Annotated in this window: 24 protein-coding genes; 8 read left to right on the forward strand and 16 right to left on the reverse strand. The window is 41.0% G+C overall.

All coding sequences use genetic code 11. From position 1 onward, the window contains the following. The first annotated feature begins 4 nt into the window (after positions 1 to 4). Positions 5 to 232 (forward strand): hypothetical protein, encoded by a 228-nt coding sequence (locus MHI20_RS11655; RefSeq protein ID WP_159145219.1) that lies wholly within the window; start codon positions 5 to 7, stop codon positions 230 to 232. Between the two features lie 11 nt (positions 233 to 243). On the opposite strand, the gene MHI20_RS11660 is transcribed toward MHI20_RS11655, so the two are convergent. From MHI20_RS11660 to MHI20_RS11670, 3 genes are all read right to left on the reverse strand, one after another. After that, a complete protein-coding gene (locus tag MHI20_RS11660) occupies positions 244 to 1248 on the reverse strand; it encodes an LLM class flavin-dependent oxidoreductase (protein ID WP_045034055.1) in 1005 nt (334 codons plus the stop codon). A 54-nt stretch (positions 1249 to 1302) separates the two neighbouring features. Further along, positions 1303 to 2052, reverse strand: a complete 750-nt coding sequence (nfsA, locus tag MHI20_RS11665; protein WP_100324641.1) for an oxygen-insensitive NADPH nitroreductase — start codon at positions 2050 to 2052, stop codon at positions 1303 to 1305. Positions 2053 to 2162: 110 nt separating this feature from the next. Continuing rightward, positions 2163 to 3374 carry an FtsW/RodA/SpoVE family cell cycle protein gene (locus MHI20_RS11670; RefSeq protein ID WP_008345489.1) on the reverse strand — a complete coding sequence of 404 codons (1212 nt, stop codon included), beginning with the start codon at positions 3372 to 3374 and terminating at the stop codon, positions 2163 to 2165. 475 nt (positions 3375 to 3849) lie between these two features. On the opposite strand from MHI20_RS11670, the gene MHI20_RS11675 reads away from it, so the two are divergent. Then, a complete protein-coding gene (locus MHI20_RS11675) occupies positions 3850 to 4113 on the forward strand; it encodes a spore morphogenesis/germination protein YwcE (protein ID WP_008345491.1) in 264 nt (87 codons plus the stop codon). 77 nt (positions 4114 to 4190) lie between these two features. Here the strand turns inward: MHI20_RS11675 and qoxD are convergent, their stop codons facing one another. From qoxD to MHI20_RS11715, 8 genes are all read right to left on the reverse strand, one after another. Continuing rightward, positions 4191 to 4571 carry a cytochrome aa3 quinol oxidase subunit IV gene (qoxD, locus tag MHI20_RS11680; RefSeq protein WP_007497818.1) on the reverse strand — a complete coding sequence of 127 codons (381 nt, stop codon included), beginning with the start codon at positions 4569 to 4571 and terminating at the stop codon, positions 4191 to 4193. A 1-nt stretch (position 4572) separates the two neighbouring features. After that, positions 4573 to 5190: a cytochrome aa3 quinol oxidase subunit III gene (gene qoxC, locus MHI20_RS11685; RefSeq protein WP_007497820.1), complete on the reverse strand. Its 618-nt coding sequence runs from the start codon at positions 5188 to 5190 to the stop codon at positions 4573 to 4575. Next, on the reverse strand, positions 5190 to 7148 hold the full coding sequence (qoxB, locus tag MHI20_RS11690) for a cytochrome aa3 quinol oxidase subunit I (RefSeq protein ID WP_024423835.1): 1959 nt from the start codon (positions 7146 to 7148) through the stop codon (positions 5190 to 5192). The genes qoxC and qoxB overlap by 1 nt, the downstream gene beginning before the upstream one ends. 27 nt (positions 7149 to 7175) lie before the next feature. Beyond that, positions 7176 to 8132: a cytochrome aa3 quinol oxidase subunit II gene (gene qoxA / locus MHI20_RS11695; protein ID WP_089374137.1), complete on the reverse strand. Its 957-nt coding sequence runs from the start codon at positions 8130 to 8132 to the stop codon at positions 7176 to 7178. Between the two features lie 513 nt (positions 8133 to 8645). Next, the gene (locus MHI20_RS11700) at positions 8646 to 9728 is read right to left on the reverse strand and encodes a M24 family metallopeptidase (protein ID WP_024719492.1); all 1083 of its coding nucleotides are present in this window, start codon (positions 9726 to 9728) and stop codon (positions 8646 to 8648) included. Positions 9729 to 9735: 7 nt separating this feature from the next. Further along, positions 9736 to 11256 (reverse strand): UDP-glucose--hexose-1-phosphate uridylyltransferase, encoded by a 1521-nt coding sequence (galT, locus tag MHI20_RS11705; protein ID WP_340938519.1) that lies wholly within the window; start codon positions 11254 to 11256, stop codon positions 9736 to 9738. Positions 11257 to 11287: 31 nt separating this feature from the next. After that, positions 11288 to 12280, reverse strand: a complete 993-nt coding sequence (gene galE, locus MHI20_RS11710) for a UDP-glucose 4-epimerase GalE (protein WP_017368288.1) — start codon at positions 12278 to 12280, stop codon at positions 11288 to 11290. Further along, on the reverse strand, positions 12280 to 13458 hold the full coding sequence (locus MHI20_RS11715; protein ID WP_061420949.1) for a galactokinase: 1179 nt from the start codon (positions 13456 to 13458) through the stop codon (positions 12280 to 12282). The genes galE and MHI20_RS11715 overlap by 1 nt, the downstream gene beginning before the upstream one ends. Positions 13459 to 13639: 181 nt before the next feature. Here MHI20_RS11715 and MHI20_RS11720 point away from each other — a divergent pair, with 181 nt between their 5' ends. Beyond that, positions 13640 to 14485, forward strand: coding sequence for an AraC family transcriptional regulator (locus MHI20_RS11720; protein ID WP_008345501.1), 846 nt, complete (start codon positions 13640 to 13642; stop codon positions 14483 to 14485). 34 nt (positions 14486 to 14519) lie between these two features. Here the strand turns inward: MHI20_RS11720 and MHI20_RS11725 are convergent, their stop codons facing one another. Continuing rightward, on the reverse strand, positions 14520 to 14777 hold the full coding sequence (locus MHI20_RS11725) for a hypothetical protein (protein WP_008345502.1): 258 nt from the start codon (positions 14775 to 14777) through the stop codon (positions 14520 to 14522). Between the two features lie 26 nt (positions 14778 to 14803). Next, complete coding sequence (locus tag MHI20_RS11730) at positions 14804 to 15187, reverse strand: GtrA family protein (protein WP_024719496.1); 384 nt, start codon at positions 15185 to 15187, stop codon at positions 14804 to 14806. 458 nt (positions 15188 to 15645) lie between these two features. On the opposite strand from MHI20_RS11730, the gene MHI20_RS11735 reads away from it, so the two are divergent. The 3 genes from MHI20_RS11735 (at position 15646) to MHI20_RS11745 (ending at position 17435) form a co-directional block, all read left to right on the forward strand. Then, the gene (locus MHI20_RS11735) at positions 15646 to 15786 is read left to right on the forward strand and encodes an anti-repressor SinI family protein (RefSeq protein WP_008345506.1); all 141 of its coding nucleotides are present in this window, start codon (positions 15646 to 15648) and stop codon (positions 15784 to 15786) included. A gap of 298 nt (positions 15787 to 16084) precedes the next feature. Beyond that, positions 16085 to 16774 carry a class I SAM-dependent methyltransferase gene (locus tag MHI20_RS11740; RefSeq protein WP_024719497.1) on the forward strand — a complete coding sequence of 230 codons (690 nt, stop codon included), beginning with the start codon at positions 16085 to 16087 and terminating at the stop codon, positions 16772 to 16774. Beyond that, positions 16767 to 17435 carry a glycosyltransferase family protein gene (locus tag MHI20_RS11745; RefSeq protein WP_243172954.1) on the forward strand — a complete coding sequence of 223 codons (669 nt, stop codon included), beginning with the start codon at positions 16767 to 16769 and terminating at the stop codon, positions 17433 to 17435. The genes MHI20_RS11740 and MHI20_RS11745 overlap by 8 nt, the downstream gene beginning before the upstream one ends. A gap of 341 nt (positions 17436 to 17776) precedes the next feature. Here the strand turns inward: MHI20_RS11745 and MHI20_RS11750 are convergent, their stop codons facing one another. The 3 genes from MHI20_RS11750 to MHI20_RS11760 form a co-directional block, all read right to left on the reverse strand. Then, positions 17777 to 18061, reverse strand: coding sequence for a hypothetical protein (locus MHI20_RS11750; RefSeq protein WP_041091528.1), 285 nt, complete (start codon positions 18059 to 18061; stop codon positions 17777 to 17779). After that, positions 18051 to 19178 carry a RapH N-terminal domain-containing protein gene (locus MHI20_RS11755; RefSeq protein ID WP_178929752.1) on the reverse strand — a complete coding sequence of 376 codons (1128 nt, stop codon included), beginning with the start codon at positions 19176 to 19178 and terminating at the stop codon, positions 18051 to 18053. The genes MHI20_RS11750 and MHI20_RS11755 overlap by 11 nt, the downstream gene beginning before the upstream one ends. A 227-nt stretch (positions 19179 to 19405) precedes the next feature. Continuing rightward, on the reverse strand, positions 19406 to 19573 hold the full coding sequence (locus MHI20_RS11760; protein ID WP_155403686.1) for a hypothetical protein: 168 nt from the start codon (positions 19571 to 19573) through the stop codon (positions 19406 to 19408). A 412-nt stretch (positions 19574 to 19985) separates the two neighbouring features. Between MHI20_RS11760 and MHI20_RS11765 the strand changes: the two genes are divergently transcribed. Beyond that, positions 19986 to 20348 carry a hypothetical protein gene (locus MHI20_RS11765; RefSeq protein WP_326112174.1) on the forward strand — a complete coding sequence of 121 codons (363 nt, stop codon included), beginning with the start codon at positions 19986 to 19988 and terminating at the stop codon, positions 20346 to 20348. Positions 20349 to 20400: 52 nt separating this feature from the next. Next, a complete protein-coding gene (locus MHI20_RS11770; RefSeq protein ID WP_340938542.1) occupies positions 20401 to 20658 on the forward strand; it encodes a hypothetical protein in 258 nt (85 codons plus the stop codon). Positions 20659 to 20981: the final 323 nt, after the last annotated feature.

A 20981-nucleotide genomic window follows, 5' to 3' on the forward strand; every position in this document is an offset into this window, starting at 1 on the left:
ATTCATGTTGATATTGCTATGGATCGTTTCTTTTATGACGGCTTTTTTTCTCACGATCACCTTGGTTTATTTTTTTACCTTTTTACATGCAAAACAGCCTCGTCCTTTTCATCAAGCATGTGAACTGACTGTCTATACCACCTGCATTTATCCTCTTAGCTTGGCGGTGACAGCTGCCTTTATTCTCACCATGATGCTCCTCTATCCCTTTTATTGGCTGCGCAAATGGTAAAATGACATACGTTATGCATCAAAAGCTTCTTTTAATAAACGATACGATGTGAGACGGTCTTGTATGTGATGTGTGATGGTCACAGCGATCACTTCATCTGTACGATACGCCTTTGCGAGTGCTGTCAGCTGTTGCTTCACAGAGGACGGCGTGCCAACAACCATCCTCTGCCGATTGGCTGCTACTCGTTTTTGTTCATATGGACTGTAGGAATAGGCCTTTGCCTGTTCAAATGAAGGAAAGCCGCCAAGGTTCTGTCCTTGTTCGTTAGCTAATAATGATAAATCTAAGCTGACAGCCAATTTTTCTGCCTGTTCCTCTGTTTCTGCACATAAAACGAAGACCGCAAGACTGACACGCGGCTCATCACCAAATTCCGAAGGTTCAAATCGGCTGATATACTGCGACACAGAGTCTTCTCCGCCTTCTCCATTAATGAAAAGAGCAAACGTATAGCCTGCACCTACTTTTGCGGCAAGCCGTGCACTTCCTCCAGAAGAACCTAACATCCATACCTCTGGGGCAGTATCTACTTTCGGAGAAGCGGTCAGGTGAGGCAGCGGATAAAATTCATCGGCTAAATCATGTAAATACACCCTTAATTCTTCTACCTGCTCAGGGTATTGATCACCAAGTCGCTTCCGTTCTCCATGATGAAGGGCAATGGAGGAGATCGGCATACCTCCAGGAGCACGTCCAATGCCAAGATCAATTCTGCCCGGAGCCAAGGCTTCGAGCACTCTGAAGTTCTCTGCTACTTTATAGGCACTGTAGTGGGGCAGCATGACGCCGCCTGAACCAATACGGATATGTGACGTCACAGCTGATAAATGACCGAGAAGCACCTCTGGACTCGATCCTGCGAGCCGGTTTGAAAAGTGATGCTCTGATACCCAAAAACGATGATAGCCCCATTTCTCTGCCTGCTTCGCCAGCTCGACTGTTTGCTTCAGTGCCTCAGCAGGCGTCGCATCTCCAATCAAAGGAGATTGATCCAGTATACTTAATTTCATGATGTCGCACCTCTTACACAAATCCCCCTCTCTCACTCGAAAGGGGGATTTCCTGATTTATTTTCGATTAAAGCCCTTCTCTTTCACAAAATCTCCGAGGAAAGCACGTTTTGGCTGGCTAAAGCCTCGAAGCATTTGCTCAGACCATGTATCTTTTCTCTCACCGTTTGTTCGTTCTTCATAATATGATGAAATACGATCATCGTATTCTTTTAAATAACGATCCACATGAGCTTCGTCTTGCTGATATGTGTTTTCATGGTAGATCAGCTCAACGGGCAGCCGTTCCTTTTGAGATGATGGATTGGCAGGATGTCCTACAGCCAATCCGAATAGCGGCAGCACATAGGAAGGCGTTTCAAGTAACTCGGATACTTCCTTCAGCTGATTACGCAGTCCGCCGATATAGCAGATGCCAAGTCCCATAGATTCTGCGGCGACACTGACATTTTGCGCAGCGAGCGCCGCATCAATCACACTGATAAGAAAGGCTTCAGTATTCTCAAGCGCTTCTTGATGGTTCTTTCCTGCTTTTTTTGCGATATAGTCGTGGCGTTTCAAGTCTGCACAGAAAACAAAAAAATGACCATTCTTCTCAACGTATGGCTGATTTCCAGCCAGTTCAGCAAGCTTCGCCTTCTTCTCCTGATCTGTTACACCAATGATACTATACGCCTGTACATAGCTTGATGTCGAAGCAGCCTGTGCACTTTTGATAAGTGTCAGCACTTCTTCGTCTGTCAGACGCTCATCTGTAAACGAACGGATGGACCGATGATTTAAGATGGTTTCTATCGTTTTATTCAATTCGAAGACCTCCTTCACTCCTACTATCATAAGTCAAATGAATATTACTTTTCAAAAGTTAGAACTCACGCCAAAAAGGCAGCCTACGCTTAGACTGCCCTTTACCCGTTTTATTTAAATAAATAACTTTGATATTTCGTTAATTGAACACTTGCATTATAGGCGATACCAAATCCAATAAGAACAGATAAAACAGAACTTCCCCCGAAGCTGATGAATAAGAGCGGTATCCCCGTTACAGGCATGACGCCTATGTTCATACCAATGTTCTGGAATGTATGGATAACAATCAATGCTGTATATCCTACACAGAAAAATGACGCAAACCGGCTATAAGGGTGGATACGGTCAATCAGCACAACAAGCCGATAAATCAGGAAGAAGAACATGATGACCACAAATGCGCAGCCGACAAAACCAAAAGCTTCCCCTATGATAGAGAAAATCATATCTGTCTGAGCTTCTGGAACATACACTTTTAAGTTCTTAACACCGTTCCCGAAAATTTGTCCTGCCCCAATTGCCATAATGGCTTGCTCGACTTGATATTTATCCGATCCAGATGCATCCTGTGTCTGGGCTTGGTTGGCTGTCGAAGAACTATCAGGCAGCCAAGCGGTAATCCGGTTGATCTGATACTGCTGAATCCCGATCTTTTGTGCGAAATCAGGGAATAGAATAATCACGGCTAACACAGCGGCAACTAAAAGCACAACCACTGAACCGATGAGAGAGATCAATTTCCAGTTGACCCCTGATAAAAAGACCATGACAACGACAATAAACATACATACCGCAGCCGTACCTGCATCTTGCAAAAAGATGAGTCCGACTGGTACAGCAGCCACGCCGGCAATTTTTAATAGTAGGAAAATATCATCTTCTAATGTTCGTTTTCCTCTTGGGGTTGCCTTCCCAATGACAGAGGCGAGCATCATAATCAAACCAATTTTCATGAACTCTGAAGGCTGAAATGTTCCAATTCCCGGTAACACGAACCAACTTTTTGCACCATTTTTAATTGGAGCAAAATCATGACCTGCAATTTGTGCAGGAGCAATTTTCAAAAGAATTAAGAGCATAATGCCGCCTATAAAAATATATAAGCTTAACTTTTCTAATTGTTCCAGATCGAAGTAATTAATAGCCACAATACAGATGACCCCGACCATGTAGTAAATGATCTGTCTGGTCCATGCATTAGATCCATATTGCCCAAACTGTCCCGCAGCATAAATAGCGATGACACTGATGGCAAAGAAGGCTAAAAATATAAAAATCAAATCTCCTTGATAGTAAGGAGATGTATTCTGCTTGTTCATGAACTAACCACCCTTATTACAAAACATAAAAGCCCTTATTTATATTAGATTGAAATTTTCACAAAAGCAACTCACCTTAAATATGACGGAAGTGACACCTGAAAGGTTCCATTCTAATTTCAAAAAATGAAATACTTTTCATCCTAATAATAGGAAAAAATCCCTTTCTACTCTATCATGACAACCGATCATAAGTCCTTTAAAAAGATTATTTTACAGATTTTAAGGGGAAAATTCAATGACTTATGTGGCGATATGAAAGGTTAACATCATGCCAGCATAAGCTTAACTGAGGTATAAGAAAAAAACAATTTCTGCGGAATAAGGCCCATTTTCCAATTATTGAGTTTACTTCAAAGTCAATTGTGGTATAATATTTGTAACAAAATGTTCACAATATCTCCTAAAAACAGACACAATTGCATCCTGACCTCTCATTTGAATTGAACATCAACTTACAAAGGAGTTGGATACGATGGATATGTTCTTTGCGTACCTATGTATTGCAACAGCTACACCCCTGTTTTTATGGTTGGAAAACAGAAAGATTGCATTAGCATCTATTCCACCCATCATGATTATGTGGATTTTCTTCGGTCTTTACATGACAAGCAGTTTATCTCCAGCAGGACATACCTTCATGATCGCATTCTTTGCCATTAACGTGATTCTGGCTCACATTGCAGCTTTCCTCATCTATGGACTTCCATTCATTCGCAAAAGATTCAGCAGCAGATAGATATCGCATCATCAATTGGAAGCGTTATCACAATCAGCATAAAAACCACTCATCTTTCATAGATGAGTGGTTTTTTATTATTTCTCTGAATGCTCAGACTGCTTTGGCGCAGATGGTGAATAACCGTCTTTGCTGTTCTCTCCGTGGCTGTAGTGAGCCGCGAAGATCCAAACAGACCCGATGACGAAAATGATCGCACAGAACAGACCAAACAAAGTATTTCCGACTTGAACAGTCCCGTTCTCACTCTCTGTCATATGCATGAACATGAACAGCTGCAAGAATGCTTGAATGAAGGCAAAACCAAAGATAATCCATAGTTTTGCGGAACTGCCAATTTCAGCTCCGATAGCAATCCAGAATGCTAAGATGGTTAGCACAATGGAGAGAATGAAGCCGACTACGTGTTTCCAAGGGAAGTGTTCGTGCTCTGCTGAGGAATGTGTTTTTCCAGCCATATCACAAAAGCCCCCCTAATCCGATCAAGTACACAGCTGTGAAGATGAAAATCCATACAACATCAAGGAAATGCCAGTATAGACTTGAGATAAAGATCTTCGCTGCTGTTTGTGGTGTTAATCCACGTTTTTTAATTTGGAACAAGACGCCCGTAATCCAGAAGATACCGATGGATACGTGTAATCCGTGAGTTCCTAAAAGAACAAAGAATGCAGACCAGTATGCACTTGTATGGATGCTCGCACCCTCATGTACATAATGGAAGAATTCGAAAATCTCAAAACCAACGAAACCTGCACCTAGAAGCAGTGTCAGAATCGTCCAAATGACAACCCCTTTTGTACTTCCACGGCGCATTTCATGAACGGCAATCCCGCATGTAAATGAACTCACCAATAGCAGGAATGTCATGATCAATACAAGCTTCATATCAAATAGCTCAGCTGGCAAAACGCCGCCAGCTGTTCTGCCATGAAGAACAAAGTAGGTCGCAAAAAGTGTTGAGAATAACACGATTTCCGCGCCAAGGAATATCCAGAAACCAAGGATGTTTAAACGTCCTGTTTCAGACTGATATTCAAGCGGTGCATTTGCATAGCTGCTATCATTATGTCCCATTACTTCTGCGCCTCCTTATTCTTTTTCTCTGTTTCAATCACTTCTTCAACAGGAATATAGTAGCCATCGTCATATTCAAATGAACGTAAAATCATTGTTGCGAATACTCCGATTAAGCCGATAACGCCAATCCAGTACCATTCAAATACAAGACCGAATGCACCAAGTCCGAAGAATGCAGACATGATCAGCGGTCTGCCTGAATTGTGCGGCATGTGAATTTTCTTGAATTCTTTTTCAGGATGAACGTCTACATTGTTTTGCTTCCAATGATGGAATGCATCTGGTGTCGTCACTTCTGGAAGTGCTGCAAAGTTATAATGCGGCGGAATTGCAGAAGATGTCGCCCAGTCAAGTGTACGTCCTTCTCCCCAGCTGTCTCCAGACACTTCACGTTTTGAGTGTCTCCAGCTGTAGTAAATGTTATAGCAAAGGATGATGAATCCGATACCCATCATGAATGCACCAATTGTTGAAATAAAGTTTAGTGCAGTCCAGCCATCTTCTGGTCCATACGTATAAATACGTCTTGGCATTCCTTGCAGTCCTAAGAAGTACTGCGGGAAGAAACAGATGTTAAATCCGATCATGAATACCCAGAAGAACCATTTGCCGATTCGCTCGTTTAACTTGTAACCAAACATTTTTGGATACCAGAAAACAAGACCAGCAAAACATGCAAAGACAGTACCTGCGATTAATACATAGTGGAAGTGGGATACAAGGAAGTACGTATTATGGTACTGGTAATCCGCAGCTGCCATCGCAAGCATAACCCCAGTCACACCACCGATTACGAAGTTCGGGATGAAACCAAGTGCCCAAAGCATTGGGGATGTAAAACTGATACGGCCTCGATACATTGTAAAGAGCCAGTTAAAGATTTTCACACCTGTTGGTACAGAAATCGCCATTGTTGTGATCGAGAAGAATGAGTTAACCGCTGCACTGTTCCCCATTGTAAAGAAGTGGTGAACCCACACAAGGAAACTAAGAACAGAGATTGCCACAATCGATACAACCATCGCTTTGTAACCAAACAACTGCTTTCTTGAGAACGTCGCAAAGATTTCTGAGAAAATACCGAAAGCTGGCAGGATAACGATATATACCTCAGGATGTCCCCAAATCCAGAAAAGGTTCGCCCAAAGCATTGGCATACCGCCCGCTTCGAGTGTAAAGAATGCTGAACCGAATAAACGATCGAATGTCATAAGTGCTAAAGCAACTGTTAAAACAGGGAATGCGAAAACGATAATGACAGACGTGATCAATGTTGTCCATGTAAACATCGGCATACGCATAAGCGTCATACCTTTTGTACGCATTTTTAAGATGGTCACCATGAAGTTAATACCTGTCATTAGTGTACCAATACCTGCAATTTGGAGCCCGAGCAAGTAGTAGTTCTGTCCAGGTCCTGGTGAGAAATCATTTCCGGCGAGCGGCATGTAACTCGTCCAGCCTGCACTTGGTGATCCTCCAATAACGAAGGAAATGTTGAACAGCATTGCTCCGACCATAAATGTCCAGAAGCTCAGGTTGTTCAAATACGGGAATGCAACGTCACGTGCACCAATTTGAAGAGGAACCACGACGTTGATTAAACCAATTAAGAATGGCATCGCCATGAATAAAATCATGATCGTACCATGCGTTGTGAAAATTTCATTATAGTGGTTTGAATCTAAAAACGTATTATTAGGAAGCGCCAGCTGCGCGCGCATCATCAGTCCGTCTACCCCACCGCGGAAGAACATAATCACAGCAGCAAGGATATACATGATTCCAAGCTTTTTATGATCAACTGATGTCAGCCATTCTTTCCAGAGCCATTTCCACTTTTTGAAGTAGGTTAAAACAAACACAATAGCAATGGAAGTAAGAGCGATAGAAATTTGCGCACCAAGAATTAATGGGTCTCCAGTTACAAAAAACTCATCCCATTTTAAATGCATAACGGCCTCCTCCTTTCCTTAGTCAGTTTATTCGTTTTCTAGTTTTCTTTTATAGTTCTTCACATTCTCGAAAGGATCTGTCTTGGAATGCGGAGAAACTGATTGGTAACCTAAACGTTTGCGTGCTTGGAGTGCATATTCAGAATCCTCTCCGTGCTTCGCAAAAGATAAATGTGTTGATGAGAATGTCTGCACATCTGCAGCATCAGGAAGCATCAAGTAGTCATACGTTTTCTTCGTTAACTTTGGTGCTTCTTTTTTCGTTTTATTTACCCATTTATCATAGTCAGACTGCGTCATCGCATTGACTTTGAATTTTTGCTGAGCAAAGCCTTCGCCTGTGAAGTTGGCGTTTCTTCCTTCATATGTGCCTACTTCATCAGCTTGAAGATATTGTTCCATTTCCATTCCAGCCATCGCATACTTCTCCCCGCCTAGCTGAGGAATCCATAGTGATGCCATTGTATCAGCGGAAGTGATTTTGAATAAAACCGGCTGATCTTTTGGAATGTTTAAGTAGTTCACTGTTTCAATATTTTCCTCTGGATAGCTGAAGATCCATTTCCAATCAACTGCTGTAGCATAAACGACAAGTGGATCTTTATGACTTGTTGCTTGAGGCGCCTCTTCCAAAGAGTAAATGGTTTTTACAGTTGGAACTGAAAGGGCAGCAACGATTAATATTGGGATCACTGTCCAGACAACTTCTAGAAGCGTATTCCCGTGTAGTTCTGGGTTATAAGAGGCGTTTCCAACGTCCTTACGCTCACGGTATTTAACCAAAATGATGGTAAACAGTACAAATACCGCACCAACGATAAAGAGCATGAATCCAATAGATAATAGGATTAAGTCTTTTTGTTGTGCTGCGACTGGTCCTTTAGGATCTAAAACAGCGATATTGCTGCAACCTCCTAATACAAAAACACTCACGAGCATCGCTAATAAAAGCATAGGTTTAATGGCTCTGAACAAGAAGATCACCATCCTTCCTTAAATAATGTATAAATTGCTGAATAATTGTGAAAAGCCATCTGCCTTCGAAAACTTTTCTTCCCTTTGTAATGCTATCAAAATCTGTTGGAGTTAGCTCCCCTTTTTTCAAAAGTTCATTTATTTTTCAACAGATTTCTATTGAAATGTCATAAATTCGCCATAAATTTATATTATTGCACACACAATAAATTTCTAGGAATTTGAAAAGTTGAGAGTTGAAGGCAAAGGACAAACAATCAAGAACTTTGTCAAATTTAGGTTTACCACAATAAAAAAGTTTGGTCAAATTTCAATTTAACTTTATGAAATTTTATCTAGGTAAACAATTCTGAAATAGGTATCCCCATATTTAACAAAAACCTTACTCATTTTAACGCAAGTCGACAAGAAAAGAAAGTATCGATCCTCCGCCTATGCGCTGTAATGATTGGTAATGGTGATAAATGAGTGGAAACTCACTAAAGACTTCCAGCAAAAAACCGGCTCATCGCCGGCTTCTCATTATTCGTCTCTCACCAAAATGTCTGGTCGTCTATAGATGCTTCCTTCATGTTCTATGTCTATATACGTCCACTTGCCTGTATAGGTTAAAAAGCGATTCCCCTCTTTCTCGACGACCATCGTATCTTCTGATTTCAATCCTGGTAAGGAAGGATTCCAAGTGAATACTTGATGAAGCTGGATCTCTTCCACCGATGTAGGAACTGCAATGATCTCTCTAGACACAAATCCAGTCTTGCCACCTTGGTGAAGCTTTTTCCAGCTATCAGGAAATCCTTCTTTTTCATATTGAGCAATGCCGGCCTTCAATACATCTCCAATGGTGTTCCCTGGACGAGTAGCCGCATTCATGACCGTGTCAATTCGCGCAAGCCTTTCCTTGTTTTCTTCAAGCTCCTTTGGTAGCTGTCCAAAGTAAACGGATCTTGTGACATTTGCCACGAGTCCATGCCGTTCAGCACAAAGGACAACCAGTGCATGCTTTTGAAGTGCTTTTTCTGTTGGGATCGGATGGCGATATTGATGAATCCGGTCATCTGTTGCCACAAGCAGCACTTCTATCGTCATCCCCTGCCCGATCGCTCTTTGAGCAACAAGCGAAGCAATTTCATGCTCCGTCTGTCCTGGAACGATTTCTTGGCAGACACTTTCTACAATAACCGCTGTTTCATGACAAAGGGTTTCATATTGGCTGAGCTGTGGCGCTGAAAGGATCGATCGAACACGAGACAAATCGGGTTCGATCCATTCCACTCCTTCCATTTGAATGTCCGCACCGATTCGTTTGTCTTTTATGAGTGTTTGAATGTAAGGAGTCTCATCCTCAAACCAATCCATTGTGACGACTTGAAAGGGATGGTCAAAATACGCCATTTCTTCTTCAATGATTCGTTTTTCTTCCATTTGATTCACAACTAGGACAATATCGTCTTTCAACACAAGTAGCTGACAAACGCCCTCTGGCGTGTTTAACACAATGTGGTTTCTTCTTCCTCCTGTAAGCCAAGAAAAGTTATTACGCTTTTGAATCAGAACACCGTCGAGTTGTTTTTCTTCCATTAAAGTTCTTACCTGTTCAATCATCAACTCATCACCTGCCTGTATGGAGTGTTTGAATGAAACGTTTAAATGCTGTTTTCCCTTGCTCTGTTCTTTTAAACACACCCGCCTGCGCGAGTATACGAGAAAAAATGAGGCCGATTTCTTTTTGTAAAATGGCTTCTACGTTGTCCTTCGTAAAGGTATTCTTTTCGATCAGACGCTCTGCCCATGACTCGTGCTTCATGATAGACGGGCAGGCTTTGATTTCTTCAAGAGGTTTTTTGGATAGCAGCGCCGCTTTTAGCTGGCTTAATTCCTCTGCTAATCTTCCAGGAAGGACGGCGAGACCCATGACTTCAATTAATCCGATATTCTCTTTTTTAATATGATGAACTTCTTTGTGCGGGTGAAAGATTCCGTCGGGGTGCTGCTTGTCTGTACGGTTATTTCGTAGCACGAGATCTAATTCGTACTCATCCCCATGACGACGTGCAATTGGTGTAATGGTATTGTGCGGGGTCTCTCCTGTATGAGAGAACAGCCCCGCTTCTGGATCTGAATACATTTTCCACTCATGTAATATAAAATCCGCTGCCTCCGCAAGCGTCTGCTGGTCGCTACTTTGAAGCCTGATCACTGACATCGGCCATTTCACAATACCCGCCTTCACCCTCGGAAACTTATCGAGAGAAAACACTTCTTCCATCTTTGCTTTCGCCATCGGAAATTCATGAGCACCACCTTGAAAGTGGTCATGACTTAATATGCTGCCTCCAACAATGGGAAGATCAGCATTTGATCCTATGAAATAGTGCGGATATATAGATATGAAGGAAAGCAGACGCTCGAAGGTCTTTTTAGATATCTGCATTGGTTCATGCTCGCCCTTGAACACAATACAATGTTCGTTGTAATACACATACGGCGAGAATTGCATAAACCACGACTCATTTGTAAGTGTCACCGGAATAATCCGGTGATTCTGTCTTGCTGGGTGATTGATGCGTCCCCCAAACCCAACGTTTTCTTTACAAAGGAGACAAAGAGGATATTGCTTTTGACTAAGCTTTTTGGCTTCAGCGATCGCTTTTGGGTCCTTTTCCGGTTTCGATAGATTAATCGTGATCTCAAGCTCACCATCTTCTGTTGGTGTAAACCACTGCACATTTTTGGCGATTCTGCCGGTATGAATATAGTGGGCATGCTGCTGCATTTCATAAAACCAGCTTGTCGCTGCCTTTGGTCCGCAATGCTTGCGTTTCTCTTCAAACTTTGCATAGATGACACTCGGAGGCGCCACCAAGCAGCCCATGATTTTGGCATCTAATAAATCACGATACGTATCTGTCCCGTCAGGAATAAGACCTGTTTCAACTGCCCAATCGAGCATTGGCATTAAGATGTCTTCAAGGTCGCTGTCTCCTGAGACTGTTCTTGCCTCAGCATCATCGAGACCAAGCACCTCTAGCAGCCGGTTCCTTGTATAATCCATATCTAGTGGTGAGATCAGCTCTTTATTAACCCCATATTGAATCAGCTGTTCTAGCTTTTCAAAAATATCAATCGCCATTCCCTTTGTCTCCTCCCCTGCCTGCTACACGTTATTCACTTTGATAGCCATCTGGATGTTTCTGAAACCAATCCCATGCACTTTGAATGATGGTGTGGAGATCTGCATATTGCGGCTTCCATCCTAGTTCTTTCAGCGCTTTTTCTGATGAAGCAATCAGCTTAGCTGGATCACCCGCACGTCTTTCTGCCACCTGTGCTGGAATGGCATGACCTGTCACTTCTCTTGCGGCTTCTACGACCTGCTTCACAGAGAAGCCTGTGCCGTTCCCTAAGTTGTACGTCGCGCTTCCTTTTCCTTCACGCAGACGCTCAACCGCTAGAATGTGCGCCTCTACTAAATCCATGACATGAATGTAGTCTCTAATGCATGTGCCATCCTCTGTTTCATAATCCTCACCGTAAATCATGATTTGATCACGTTTTCCTAATGCCACTTGCAGAATAATTGGGATTAAATGCGTTTCTGGCTGATGATCTTCACCGACAATCCCTTCTGTATGAGCACCGGCTACATTAAAATAGCGAAGCACAACGTATTCGATACCATATGCCTGCTCAGACCACTTCAACATTTTCTCAATCGCGAGCTTTGTTTCCCCATAAGGATTTGTTGGGTTCGTCTCATCCGTTTCAACGATCGGTACACGCTTTGGTTCACCATATGTCGCAGCAGTTGAAGAGAATACAATGCGTTTCACATCAAATTCATTCATCACCTGAAGTAAAGCCGTTGCCCCTCCGACGTTGTTGTCATAGTACTTCAGCGGGTCTGTTACACTTTCTCCAACAAGTGAATCTGCCGCAAAGTGCATGACCGCTTCAATGTCATGTGTTTGAAAAACACGTCTTAAAAAAGCGTGATCCCTTAAATCTCCCTCTTCTAATACGGCACCCTTTACGACTGCCTCTTTATGACCTGTCTGCAAATTATCCACAATCACCACTTGTTCTCCTTTAGCCAAAAGAGCCGCTACCGCATGACTGCCAATAAAACCTGCTCCTCCACATACTAAAATTGCCATCAAATGTCCTCCTTCGTTAATTCTCTAGCGCCGCCTCCAATTCCAGCTGTGTAAAAAGAGGCTTGAATGCCTGTTTTTTCTTGATAAATCGCACCTGTTTCTTCTATAAATGAGTCCAGCAGCTCTTCTTTCACAATGCTGACGGTACAGCCCCCAAAGCCAGCACCTGTCATACGAGAACCAATCGCCCCTGGATGTTGCCATGCGGCTTCGGCCAGTGCATCTAGCTCAAGCCCAGTGACTTCATAATCATTCTTTAAAGAAAGGTGAGATGCCTTCATGAGTGCACCTAGTTCTTCCATTTTATCATCTTTCAGAAAATTTACTGCTTTCATGGTCCTCTCGTTTTCCGTAATGGCATGTCTTGCACGTCTTCTACACGTTTCATCTTGTATCAAATGTTCATGCTTAGCGAATTCATCGACCGTGAGCTCACATAAATGCGCAATATCTCGTTCTTTTCTAAGATCGTTTAAAGCAGATTGACATTCTGAACGGCGTTCATTGTATTTGGAATCTGCAAGTGTTCGTTTTTTATTTGTATTGGCAATGACAAGTGCCAGACCCTCTTGCCGAAATGGGCTGTATTCAAAGGAAAGCGTGTCACAATTGAGCAAAATAGCGTGACCTTCTTTTCCAAGACTAATTGAAAATTGATCCATAATGCCGCAGTTCACGCCAATAAACTCATTTTCAGCACGCTGCGCAAGAAGGGCTAGGTCGATTTGCGTTACACCGAATGACGACCATTCATTGATCAAGACAGCCGTGACGAGCTCAATAGAGGCAGAGGATGACAGGCCTGCGCCATTTGGGATATTGCCGGCATACACAATATCAAAGCCATCTTTCACATCCATGCCTGCTTCGATAAACTGTTGGAATACTCCCTTCGGATAGTTCGCCCAGCCGTCCGATTCTGAGAAAGCGATTTCAAAAAGGTCGAACTCTTTCACTCCTTCTTCTTCAAAATTCAAGGAATACATTCTGACGCGTCCATCTGATCGTCTTGCTGCCGCAGCATATGTACCAAGGGTAAGTGCACATGGAAAGACATGGCCCCCATTATAATCTGTGTGTTCACCAATCAGATTGACTCTGCCTGGGGCGAAAAAATAGCGGAGTTCTTCCTGATCTCCAAATTGTTGGTGAAATGCTGCTCGTAATGTGTCGATCATATCCATTCCCCTTTTCTCTTCTGATAATCTTATTTTAGTTGCCCCGTCAGCTGAAGTTCAATGGTAAAAAAATCGTTAAAAAATACCCTTTTTTTGCTGTGAATGGTACGATGTGATATGAGGTGTACCATGATTCAAAATAGAAAAAGGTTGTTTTTTGCTGTGAAGGAGGGTTTCCAATTTGAAGAAAGAAGCATTTGCATTTCGTTTTCACCATTCTGATGTGACATTGCCGGCCCAAATCTGGTCTGTTGGCTGGGAAGTTCAATCATCTTCGTTATACAGCTGGAATGGCGTAGAGCGGAAGGATCAGGGCAAGTGCATCTTTCAGCTCACACTGTCTGGACACGGCATGATTGAAATCGGACAGAAACGATTTAAAGTATTGCCTGGACAGGCCTTTCTGGTGAAAAGCCCCAGTGCTTATCAATACTATTTTCCAGAAGACAGTGAACATTGGGAATTTCTCTATTTAACACTTTATGGGGAAGCCTGTGACCTTTGCTTTGATCAATTTATCGATCAAGGAAAGCAGGTCATGCGTTTTCATCCGAATTCCAAACCGATCCGCCTGCTAAAGAAGATTTATGATGAAGCCAGTGAAAGACGGATTACCAATCCATTTGAGGGGTCTAGCCTTGCTTATCAATTTGTCATGGAACTGTATTCATATTTGCCAAAGCTTGAGGGACAAATGGAGAAATGGCCTGAGCCCATCGTCCAAGCGGCCTTATTTGCAAGCCACCATTTTCACGAGGAGATTGGGCCTGACGATATGGCAGCTGCGGCACGTTTATCCAAAAGTCATTTTACGAGGGAATTCAAAAAGGCAACTGGCTTCACACCGATTCATTATTTAACCAATATTCGTTTAGAAAAGGCGGAAACGTTACTGAAAACAACGAAATACTCGATTGAAGAAATCGCCACACAGTGCGGCTACCGAAATGCGAATTACTTGAATAAAGTCTTTCGAAAGAAAATCGGCATGTCTCCAAAGCAACTCCGGGAAACAAGCGATGCATAATAAAAAGCAGCCGCTTTTCAATTGGCTGCTTCTTTTACGCTTTCGTTAGGTCAACACGAATTCTCCCTTGTCTTAAAACAATGGTCATTTGCGTATCAGGGGTCATTAAATTTTCTAAAATGTCCGTTGCTGTTTGAAGCGCAATGTCCATCCGGTTGATCTTTTCCTTTTCTTGTTCAGAAAATGCTTCTGGATGTGCGGTCATTTCTTTGACTAGCCTCAACACTTGTTCATGCTGCTTTTCTGTTTGTTGATATATGGCATCATATAATTCGTCTGGCCTGCTGCTCATTTCACATCACCTATCTTTTTCATGTGTTAAATCGCATCTTCTTTTGTTTTCTTGAAGACGAACCATTTACTGGCGACATAATTGACCACGACAATCACAAAGTTAACAAGAATTTTTGCGACGGTTTCGTTGAGCGCCATTTGGCTCACAAATAAAATCATCAGCCCCAGATCTACACCTAGAGACATGAGACGGACACTAAAAAATGAAGAAAGCTCACGCATCAGGCTTTTTGTGTCACGAGCCTTTTGCTTGAAGACATACTTCTTATTGGTGATATAAGCAAAGAGCACAGCAAATACCCATGAAACAACCGTTGCTGTTTTGTAATCCATAGAAAACATCTCAACGAATAAATAGAAGCTGACTATGTTGACAATGGTTGTACACACACCCATGATCAGATACATGACAACTTCTTGATACTTTTGAAAAAGGCTATACATGTCTTTCTTCATTCCTTCTTGGTGAATTCTGTTTCTTTTAGAATACCATCTTAAGAAGAACTTCCCAAACGAACAATATGTGCGTCCTGTAAAGATGAAATTTGTTCACGCTGATGGCATATGTCAACCTTATCGGTTTATATGAGTCAAATGATTTAGGTCTTTATCATTATTTTAATTTATAATCTTTTAACTGACTTTACAATTGTTTATTATGAGAAGTAAGAATTCAATATTTATGGGTTTTTTAGTCATTTTTTTAGGGACGTGGTAGGTGATAGATTTTACAAAATAGGTTAAATGTCATCATTTTTCGACAAAAATCTATTTTTGTACTCCATTCACATACACGTACAGTTACTAGACGGTTTGTTCAAGTCATTGGTTGCAGATGAATATGTCTTATTGAACTGGAGGATATTATGGATACGCAAGTGAAAAGAAGAGTTGACGAAGAGTGGGTTTATTTGATTCAAGAAGCGAAAAAAATTGGACTAGGCATCGAGGAAATACAAGCTTTTTTAACATCCAACGGTGATCAGAAGATGATAAACAAACCGTAATCAACGCCGTTATCCTTTGTCTTTCAGATTGCTTTGGCTAAAGTTCTAACCTGTCAATTGACCTTTTAAACATCCTTTCATGACGATACGCTACAATAATTGAACACCTCATCATACCAATCCCTTCCACTCAATGGGGTTCTGTCTTTCTATTTTTAGGAGGACAGTCCGTTCCCTGTTCTTTATATGACCCCTTTTTAGCTGTCATTCATGAAAATTGCCCATTTTCGTTATAAAACCAAGCTCCCCACCCATATATTAAGCATAAGACACAAGAAAGAAGAAAGGTGGGTGGCGCGTGAGTTCAGATTCTCTATCTTATTATCATCAAAAGAAGGATCAATATTATCACGGTGTGAACCCTGTGATTGTCCATCGTATTCGCAAGGAATGGACGTCTATCTTGGATATCGGATGCGGCACAGGCCAGCTTGGCAAAGTCCTAAAACAGCAAGACCGTACCATATATGGAATTGAATCTTTTGAAGATGCGGCAAAGCAGGCTGAGAAAGCGCTGGATCATGTTTTATGCGGCAATATTGAACAGATGGCGCTGCCTTATCAGCATGAACAATTTGACTGCATCATTTTCGGAGACGTCCTTGAACATTTATTGGACCCTTGGGCCGTTTTAAAAAAGGTTAAACCTTTTCTGAAAAGGGAAGGGGCCATCTTGTCTTCCATTCCGAATATTGGTCATATTTCAACGGTTTTAGAATTACTAGCCGGGAGATTTACTTATACAGATGCAGGGTTAATGGATCAAACACATTTACGCTTCTTTACCCTTCACGAAATTCATGCCCTCTTCCAGTCAGCCGGGTTTCATGTTCGTGAGCTTGAAACCATTCGTGTACAACACCCTTCCTATACGGGCGTCATGAATGATCTACATGAATTACTCGTAAAACATGGCATTCGTTTTGATTTTAACGAGGCAGCGACAGCCTATCAATACGTGGTTGAGGCGGTTCAACTCAATGAGTAGCCCCACCATCTTATTTGTTTTATGTGTAAATGATGAGTCGATGTTTCAAGCTTGCTTCCGGCAGCTCGCTTCACTTCCTGCTCCGCACGGGTATCATGTAGAGGTTTTGCCCATTAGACATGCATCAAGTATGGCCTCTGCATACAATGAAGCTCTCACTCATCCTGCACAGTTTAAAATTTATCTTCATCAAGATACACTCATCGTCAAACAGCATATGCTTCTCGAGCTGATTCCACTTTTCTTGCAGAATCCGTCACTTGGCATGCTTGGGGTAATAGGTGCAGAAAGTGTGCCAGACAATGGAATCTGGTGGGAGAGCCATGATTGCAGAGGGAAAGTCATTGAATATCGGCACGACACCTATCAGCTACTGACGTTTGAATCTGGTCATCCACAGACAGAAACCCAAGGCTATATCAAAGCTTCTGCTATTGACGGTCTTTTTATGGCAACACAATATGATATCAAGTGGCGTGAGGACCTCTTAGACGGGTTTCATTTTTATGATGTGTCACAATCTTTTGAGTTTGCACAGCAGGGATATGAGGTTGGGATTGCAAGGCAAGTGGAGCCCTGGTGTATTCACAAATGCGGAGATCATTTTGATGCAGAAGCATATGAAAAAGCAAGACAAACATTTCTTGCGCATTATCGGTAGAAAGCACCCTTTTCGGGTGCCCAGAATGTAGAGAAACTCATGTTTTTCTACATTCTTTTTTATTTTCCACGTCATGATGTTAGGTGAGCATGAATGAAAATGCCTCTCACACATGTCTTGAAATGGCCTTTTGGTGCTTTTGAGATCTTGTGCAGCTTTCAAGAAAAGGACACGGAGCTCATGCTTTCGGATCTGATTTGTAGAACCAATAACCTTTCCGATCCGTTATTGTATATGCTTTTCTCTATTATAAAATGGGGAGATGTAAGTTTTAATGGGGACAATAAAGCTGTCGAGATTTTCTCGACAGCCTGACAAACCCTAAAGGTCTGTTTGATTCATTAAGTAGATAATCTAGAATCACGGGTTCCAAAACGAACATCAGGATTTTCACTAGAACGGGTTCCATTCCTCACAGTAAAATCGTTATCTTGTTGAGATAAAGTTATAAGAGGAAAATCCTCAGTAGTAACGCTACTGCCTGTAGCATTTCTTACAGTCAGATCAGTGGATTCTGGAGAAGTAGCATTTCTTGAATTCACATCAAAATCGACAGATGATAATGAGATCACACCTAGCAATGTTGAAGCACTCAAAAAACCAGTAAGAACCGTTTTAAAATTCATATGAACAGTCGCCCCTTTGGATTTGTTTTCGGGCGTACATCACTTTTTCATACATTTTTACAGATTCATCCATACGCCCATTCTCATTATAGTACCGAGCCGCTTCGAGCGCTAGGTCTTCCATGTATGGATAACCCCTCTCATTCTCTAATTTTTCCAATGAGCTCATGACTTCACTTAAATTTGCTGTTTTTAAAAATAAATTTTCCAATACCATCAGTAACGATAAAAATAGATCATTTTTTCTATTCTTCGCTTCTTCCCAGCCTCTTTTGAAAAATCTTTCACCCTTAATAAATTCCTTTTGACTCAAATGAAATAACGATAATTCATAATAAACCAAAAGCAACTCTGTAGCATTAATAGGCTCTCCTTCTAGAATAACCTGATTAAAATAAGCTAGTGCCCTATTAAAATCACCTAATCCTTTAAAACAACACCCAATATTAAATAATGACTTCACAATCATTGGCTTATTAGACATTGCCTTAGATTTTTCTAAAGCTGACAATAAATGAGGAAGCGCCTTTTCTCTGCATTCAAAATCAATGAAATTACCTGCCATAACAGTTAGACAATTAATTTCTCGAATCATATAAAGGGAATTGCTCTTATGTGCCTTATAAGTATCATAAGAAAGACCAACGTAATACATAGATACGTGTGTCTGTTTCATGTGATAAAACACTTCTGATAATTTGTAATAAAATTCAGCTCTTTCTAACTCATCCCCTACTTGCTCCAGGCGCTTTTCCGCGCGCTTATAAAACACAATAGCTCTAATAAACTCACCTTTTTTAAATTCGTACATTCCTTGAAAAAAATTAAAATAGTATTCAAGAATGGCTGACATCTTCTTGCCTTGTCCTTCTACAGCTTTCAAGTAATCCGATTTTTCAAGTGGTTCTTTAGAAGGCTGCACATAGTCTGTCATCAATTGATGACGGAACTCCATCAACTGAAAATAAAGAACCGCCTGTTCATCTTCTTCCATGACATCGATTTTTTTTCTAACCTCTTCTCTTAGCTTCTGAGCCTCTTTAACATTGAATCTTTTTATTTGCTTATACCATTCATTTATCTTGATCGCTACAACTGGAGACGGTATAGACGCCATCTACAATCCCCCCTAGAAAACCAATTTTTAATAAATGTTAGCACAACAACTCCTAATAAAACCCTATTTAACCATTTATATGTAAAATTTTCGGCATAGCGCAAGCACTTTTTAAGCAAGTAGGGCACAAGACATATCGGTTTTTATACGCAATCGCAGTGGTGTTTTTGAAATAGGCGCCATGTATTTTAAATAACAAAAAAACAGGCTCTTCAGCCTGTTCTTTATTATCCAGTGATGACCATATTGATGAATGGGACACTTAGTAAAAAGAAAACAACAGCAAAAATAACTTTATACCCCATCTCTTTTTCTTTATTATTCTTACGTTTTTTCATATAAACAGCAAAATAACAAGCACCATTTAACATCATCAATACTGATATTACCGTCATCATAAATTCGCCTCCCAAATAAAAGAACCTAAATTGCGGTCACCGCAACCCAAAAAGAAATTTTCCAACGAATTCCCAAATGTGAATCAATCAATGATAGGATGAAAACATGTCAAAAAAGGAGGGAGCACTATGAATTATTATGCTGTTGTATTTTTTTACGCCGCCACTTAATAAAAGCCACTGAAAACACAAGAAGTAAAATCGCAATAAGCTTGAAAATAAAGCGAGTGAAGAAAGTAGCATCTTCGAACTCCGTTGCAAAGATACAAGCCCCTATGATTATCCCAATCATGCCTACTACCCAATTCCAAAACACATCAATCACTCCTCAATTAACTTTTTTTAAAAGAAAAGCATTTTTTATCCATATGTTTATTATTGCACAAAAAACAAGGGGGAAATATCCAAAATGAAAAAGTTCATAATCGGACTTTTAGGCCTGACGCTATTTTTAACAGTTCCATTACAAACCGTAGCCGCAGTAACCCTAGAACCTCAAGAAATTAAAGAATCTTATCAAACTGAAATTGAAGGCAAACTACATACTTTCAATTCTGTAGTGAAAGGCAGCACTCAAACAATAACGATTGATAATGGTGAACAAATAGATAGCGTCTCTTATGACCGGGCAAAAGAAGAACTCCGTATTAACAATGAACTAGTAGACATTAAAGAATTTAAAGAAGCTGGATCAGAATTATTAAGTGAAGACGGCGAATTTAACACAAAATCAAACAAAGATTATCAGTGGAGACTTGTAAAAAACCTATAAAAACAAATTCAACGTTACTCTTGCTATTGTCGTTCTTGTGACAACAACAATTTTGGCATTACCGACAGGGACCGATGCTGTTGCTGGCGCAGTCTTGACACTAAAAGCAATAGCCATACTCGGTACAACAGTAACTACAGCTTCAGGATCAACAGGTCAAAAAGTCTTTCATTACACATTCAAAACATACTACAGCCCGAAAAATGGTTACTGGAACAACAAATTTGTCCTATCTGTCTACAAAGATTCAAAGCGTAAAAAGCATGTTAAAACAGTTTCACATACGACACGTCTTGGGAAAAAATATTAAAAGAGAAGCAGGCTCCATCAGCCTGCTTCTCTACATGTTTATGTAATGTAATTCTTGATGTTAATATGCCAACGTATCATGACCTCAAATGTTTCATTTGCTAAATCGAATCTACAGACTATGTGACAATGGATATCACAGAGTTTTTTTCTTTGGTCTTATATTTGATTTCCAGCTTCTTGTGTTTATTTTCATTTTCCCAATATTTATATCCACAATTGATCAGGCTAATCACCCTTTTCGGGTGCCTTTTTTATGATATACTGTCATAAACAACCAGATCGGCTCATATGCATTGGAGTACCTTGTCCCTAATTCGTACA

It is taken from the genome of Bacillus sp. FSL K6-1106, assembly GCF_038005245.1.
In the GTDB taxonomy this organism is placed as follows: Bacteria; Bacillota; Bacilli; order Bacillales; family Bacillaceae; genus Bacillus; species Bacillus altitudinis.

Excerpts from the sequence above, each read along its gene's own strand:
- MHI20_RS11655 (WP_159145219.1), top strand. The coding sequence starts at position 5 with ATGTTGATATTGCTATGGATCGTTTCTTTTATGACGGCTTTTTTTCTC.
- MHI20_RS11760 (WP_155403686.1), bottom strand. The coding sequence starts at position 19,573 with ATGACGGTAATATCAGTATTGATGATGTTAAATGGTGCTTGTTATTTT.
- galE (WP_017368288.1), bottom strand. The coding sequence starts at position 12,280 with ATGGCAATTTTAGTATGTGGAGGAGCAGGTTTTATTGGCAGTCATGCG.
- MHI20_RS11750 (WP_041091528.1), bottom strand. The coding sequence starts at position 18,061 with ATGAATTTTAAAACGGTTCTTACTGGTTTTTTGAGTGCTTCAACATTG.
- galT (WP_340938519.1), bottom strand. The coding sequence starts at position 11,256 with ATGGCGATTGATATTTTTGAAAAGCTAGAACAGCTGATTCAATATGGG.
- MHI20_RS11730 (WP_024719496.1), bottom strand. The coding sequence starts at position 15,187 with ATGTATCTGATCATGGGTGTGTGTACAACCATTGTCAACATAGTCAGC.
- MHI20_RS11700 (WP_024719492.1), bottom strand. The coding sequence starts at position 9,728 with ATGATTGAACAGGTAAGAACTTTAATGGAAGAAAAACAACTCGACGGT.
- qoxC (WP_007497820.1), bottom strand. The coding sequence starts at position 5,190 with ATGGGACATAATGATAGCAGCTATGCAAATGCACCGCTTGAATATCAG.
- qoxD (WP_007497818.1), bottom strand. The coding sequence starts at position 4,571 with ATGGCTGGAAAAACACATTCCTCAGCAGAGCACGAACACTTCCCTTGG.
- MHI20_RS11675 (WP_008345491.1), top strand. The coding sequence starts at position 3,850 with ATGGATATGTTCTTTGCGTACCTATGTATTGCAACAGCTACACCCCTG.
- MHI20_RS11745 (WP_243172954.1), top strand. The coding sequence starts at position 16,767 with ATGAGTAGCCCCACCATCTTATTTGTTTTATGTGTAAATGATGAGTCG.
- qoxB (WP_024423835.1), bottom strand. The coding sequence starts at position 7,148 with ATGCATTTAAAATGGGATGAGTTTTTTGTAACTGGAGACCCATTAATT.
- MHI20_RS11715 (WP_061420949.1), bottom strand. The coding sequence starts at position 13,458 with ATGATCGACACATTACGAGCAGCATTTCACCAACAATTTGGAGATCAG.
- MHI20_RS11670 (WP_008345489.1), bottom strand. The coding sequence starts at position 3,374 with ATGAACAAGCAGAATACATCTCCTTACTATCAAGGAGATTTGATTTTT.
- MHI20_RS11765 (WP_326112174.1), top strand. The coding sequence starts at position 19,986 with ATGAAAAAGTTCATAATCGGACTTTTAGGCCTGACGCTATTTTTAACA.
- MHI20_RS11735 (WP_008345506.1), top strand. The coding sequence starts at position 15,646 with ATGGATACGCAAGTGAAAAGAAGAGTTGACGAAGAGTGGGTTTATTTG.
- MHI20_RS11755 (WP_178929752.1), bottom strand. The coding sequence starts at position 19,178 with ATGGCGTCTATACCGTCTCCAGTTGTAGCGATCAAGATAAATGAATGG.
- MHI20_RS11725 (WP_008345502.1), bottom strand. The coding sequence starts at position 14,777 with ATGAGCAGCAGGCCAGACGAATTATATGATGCCATATATCAACAAACA.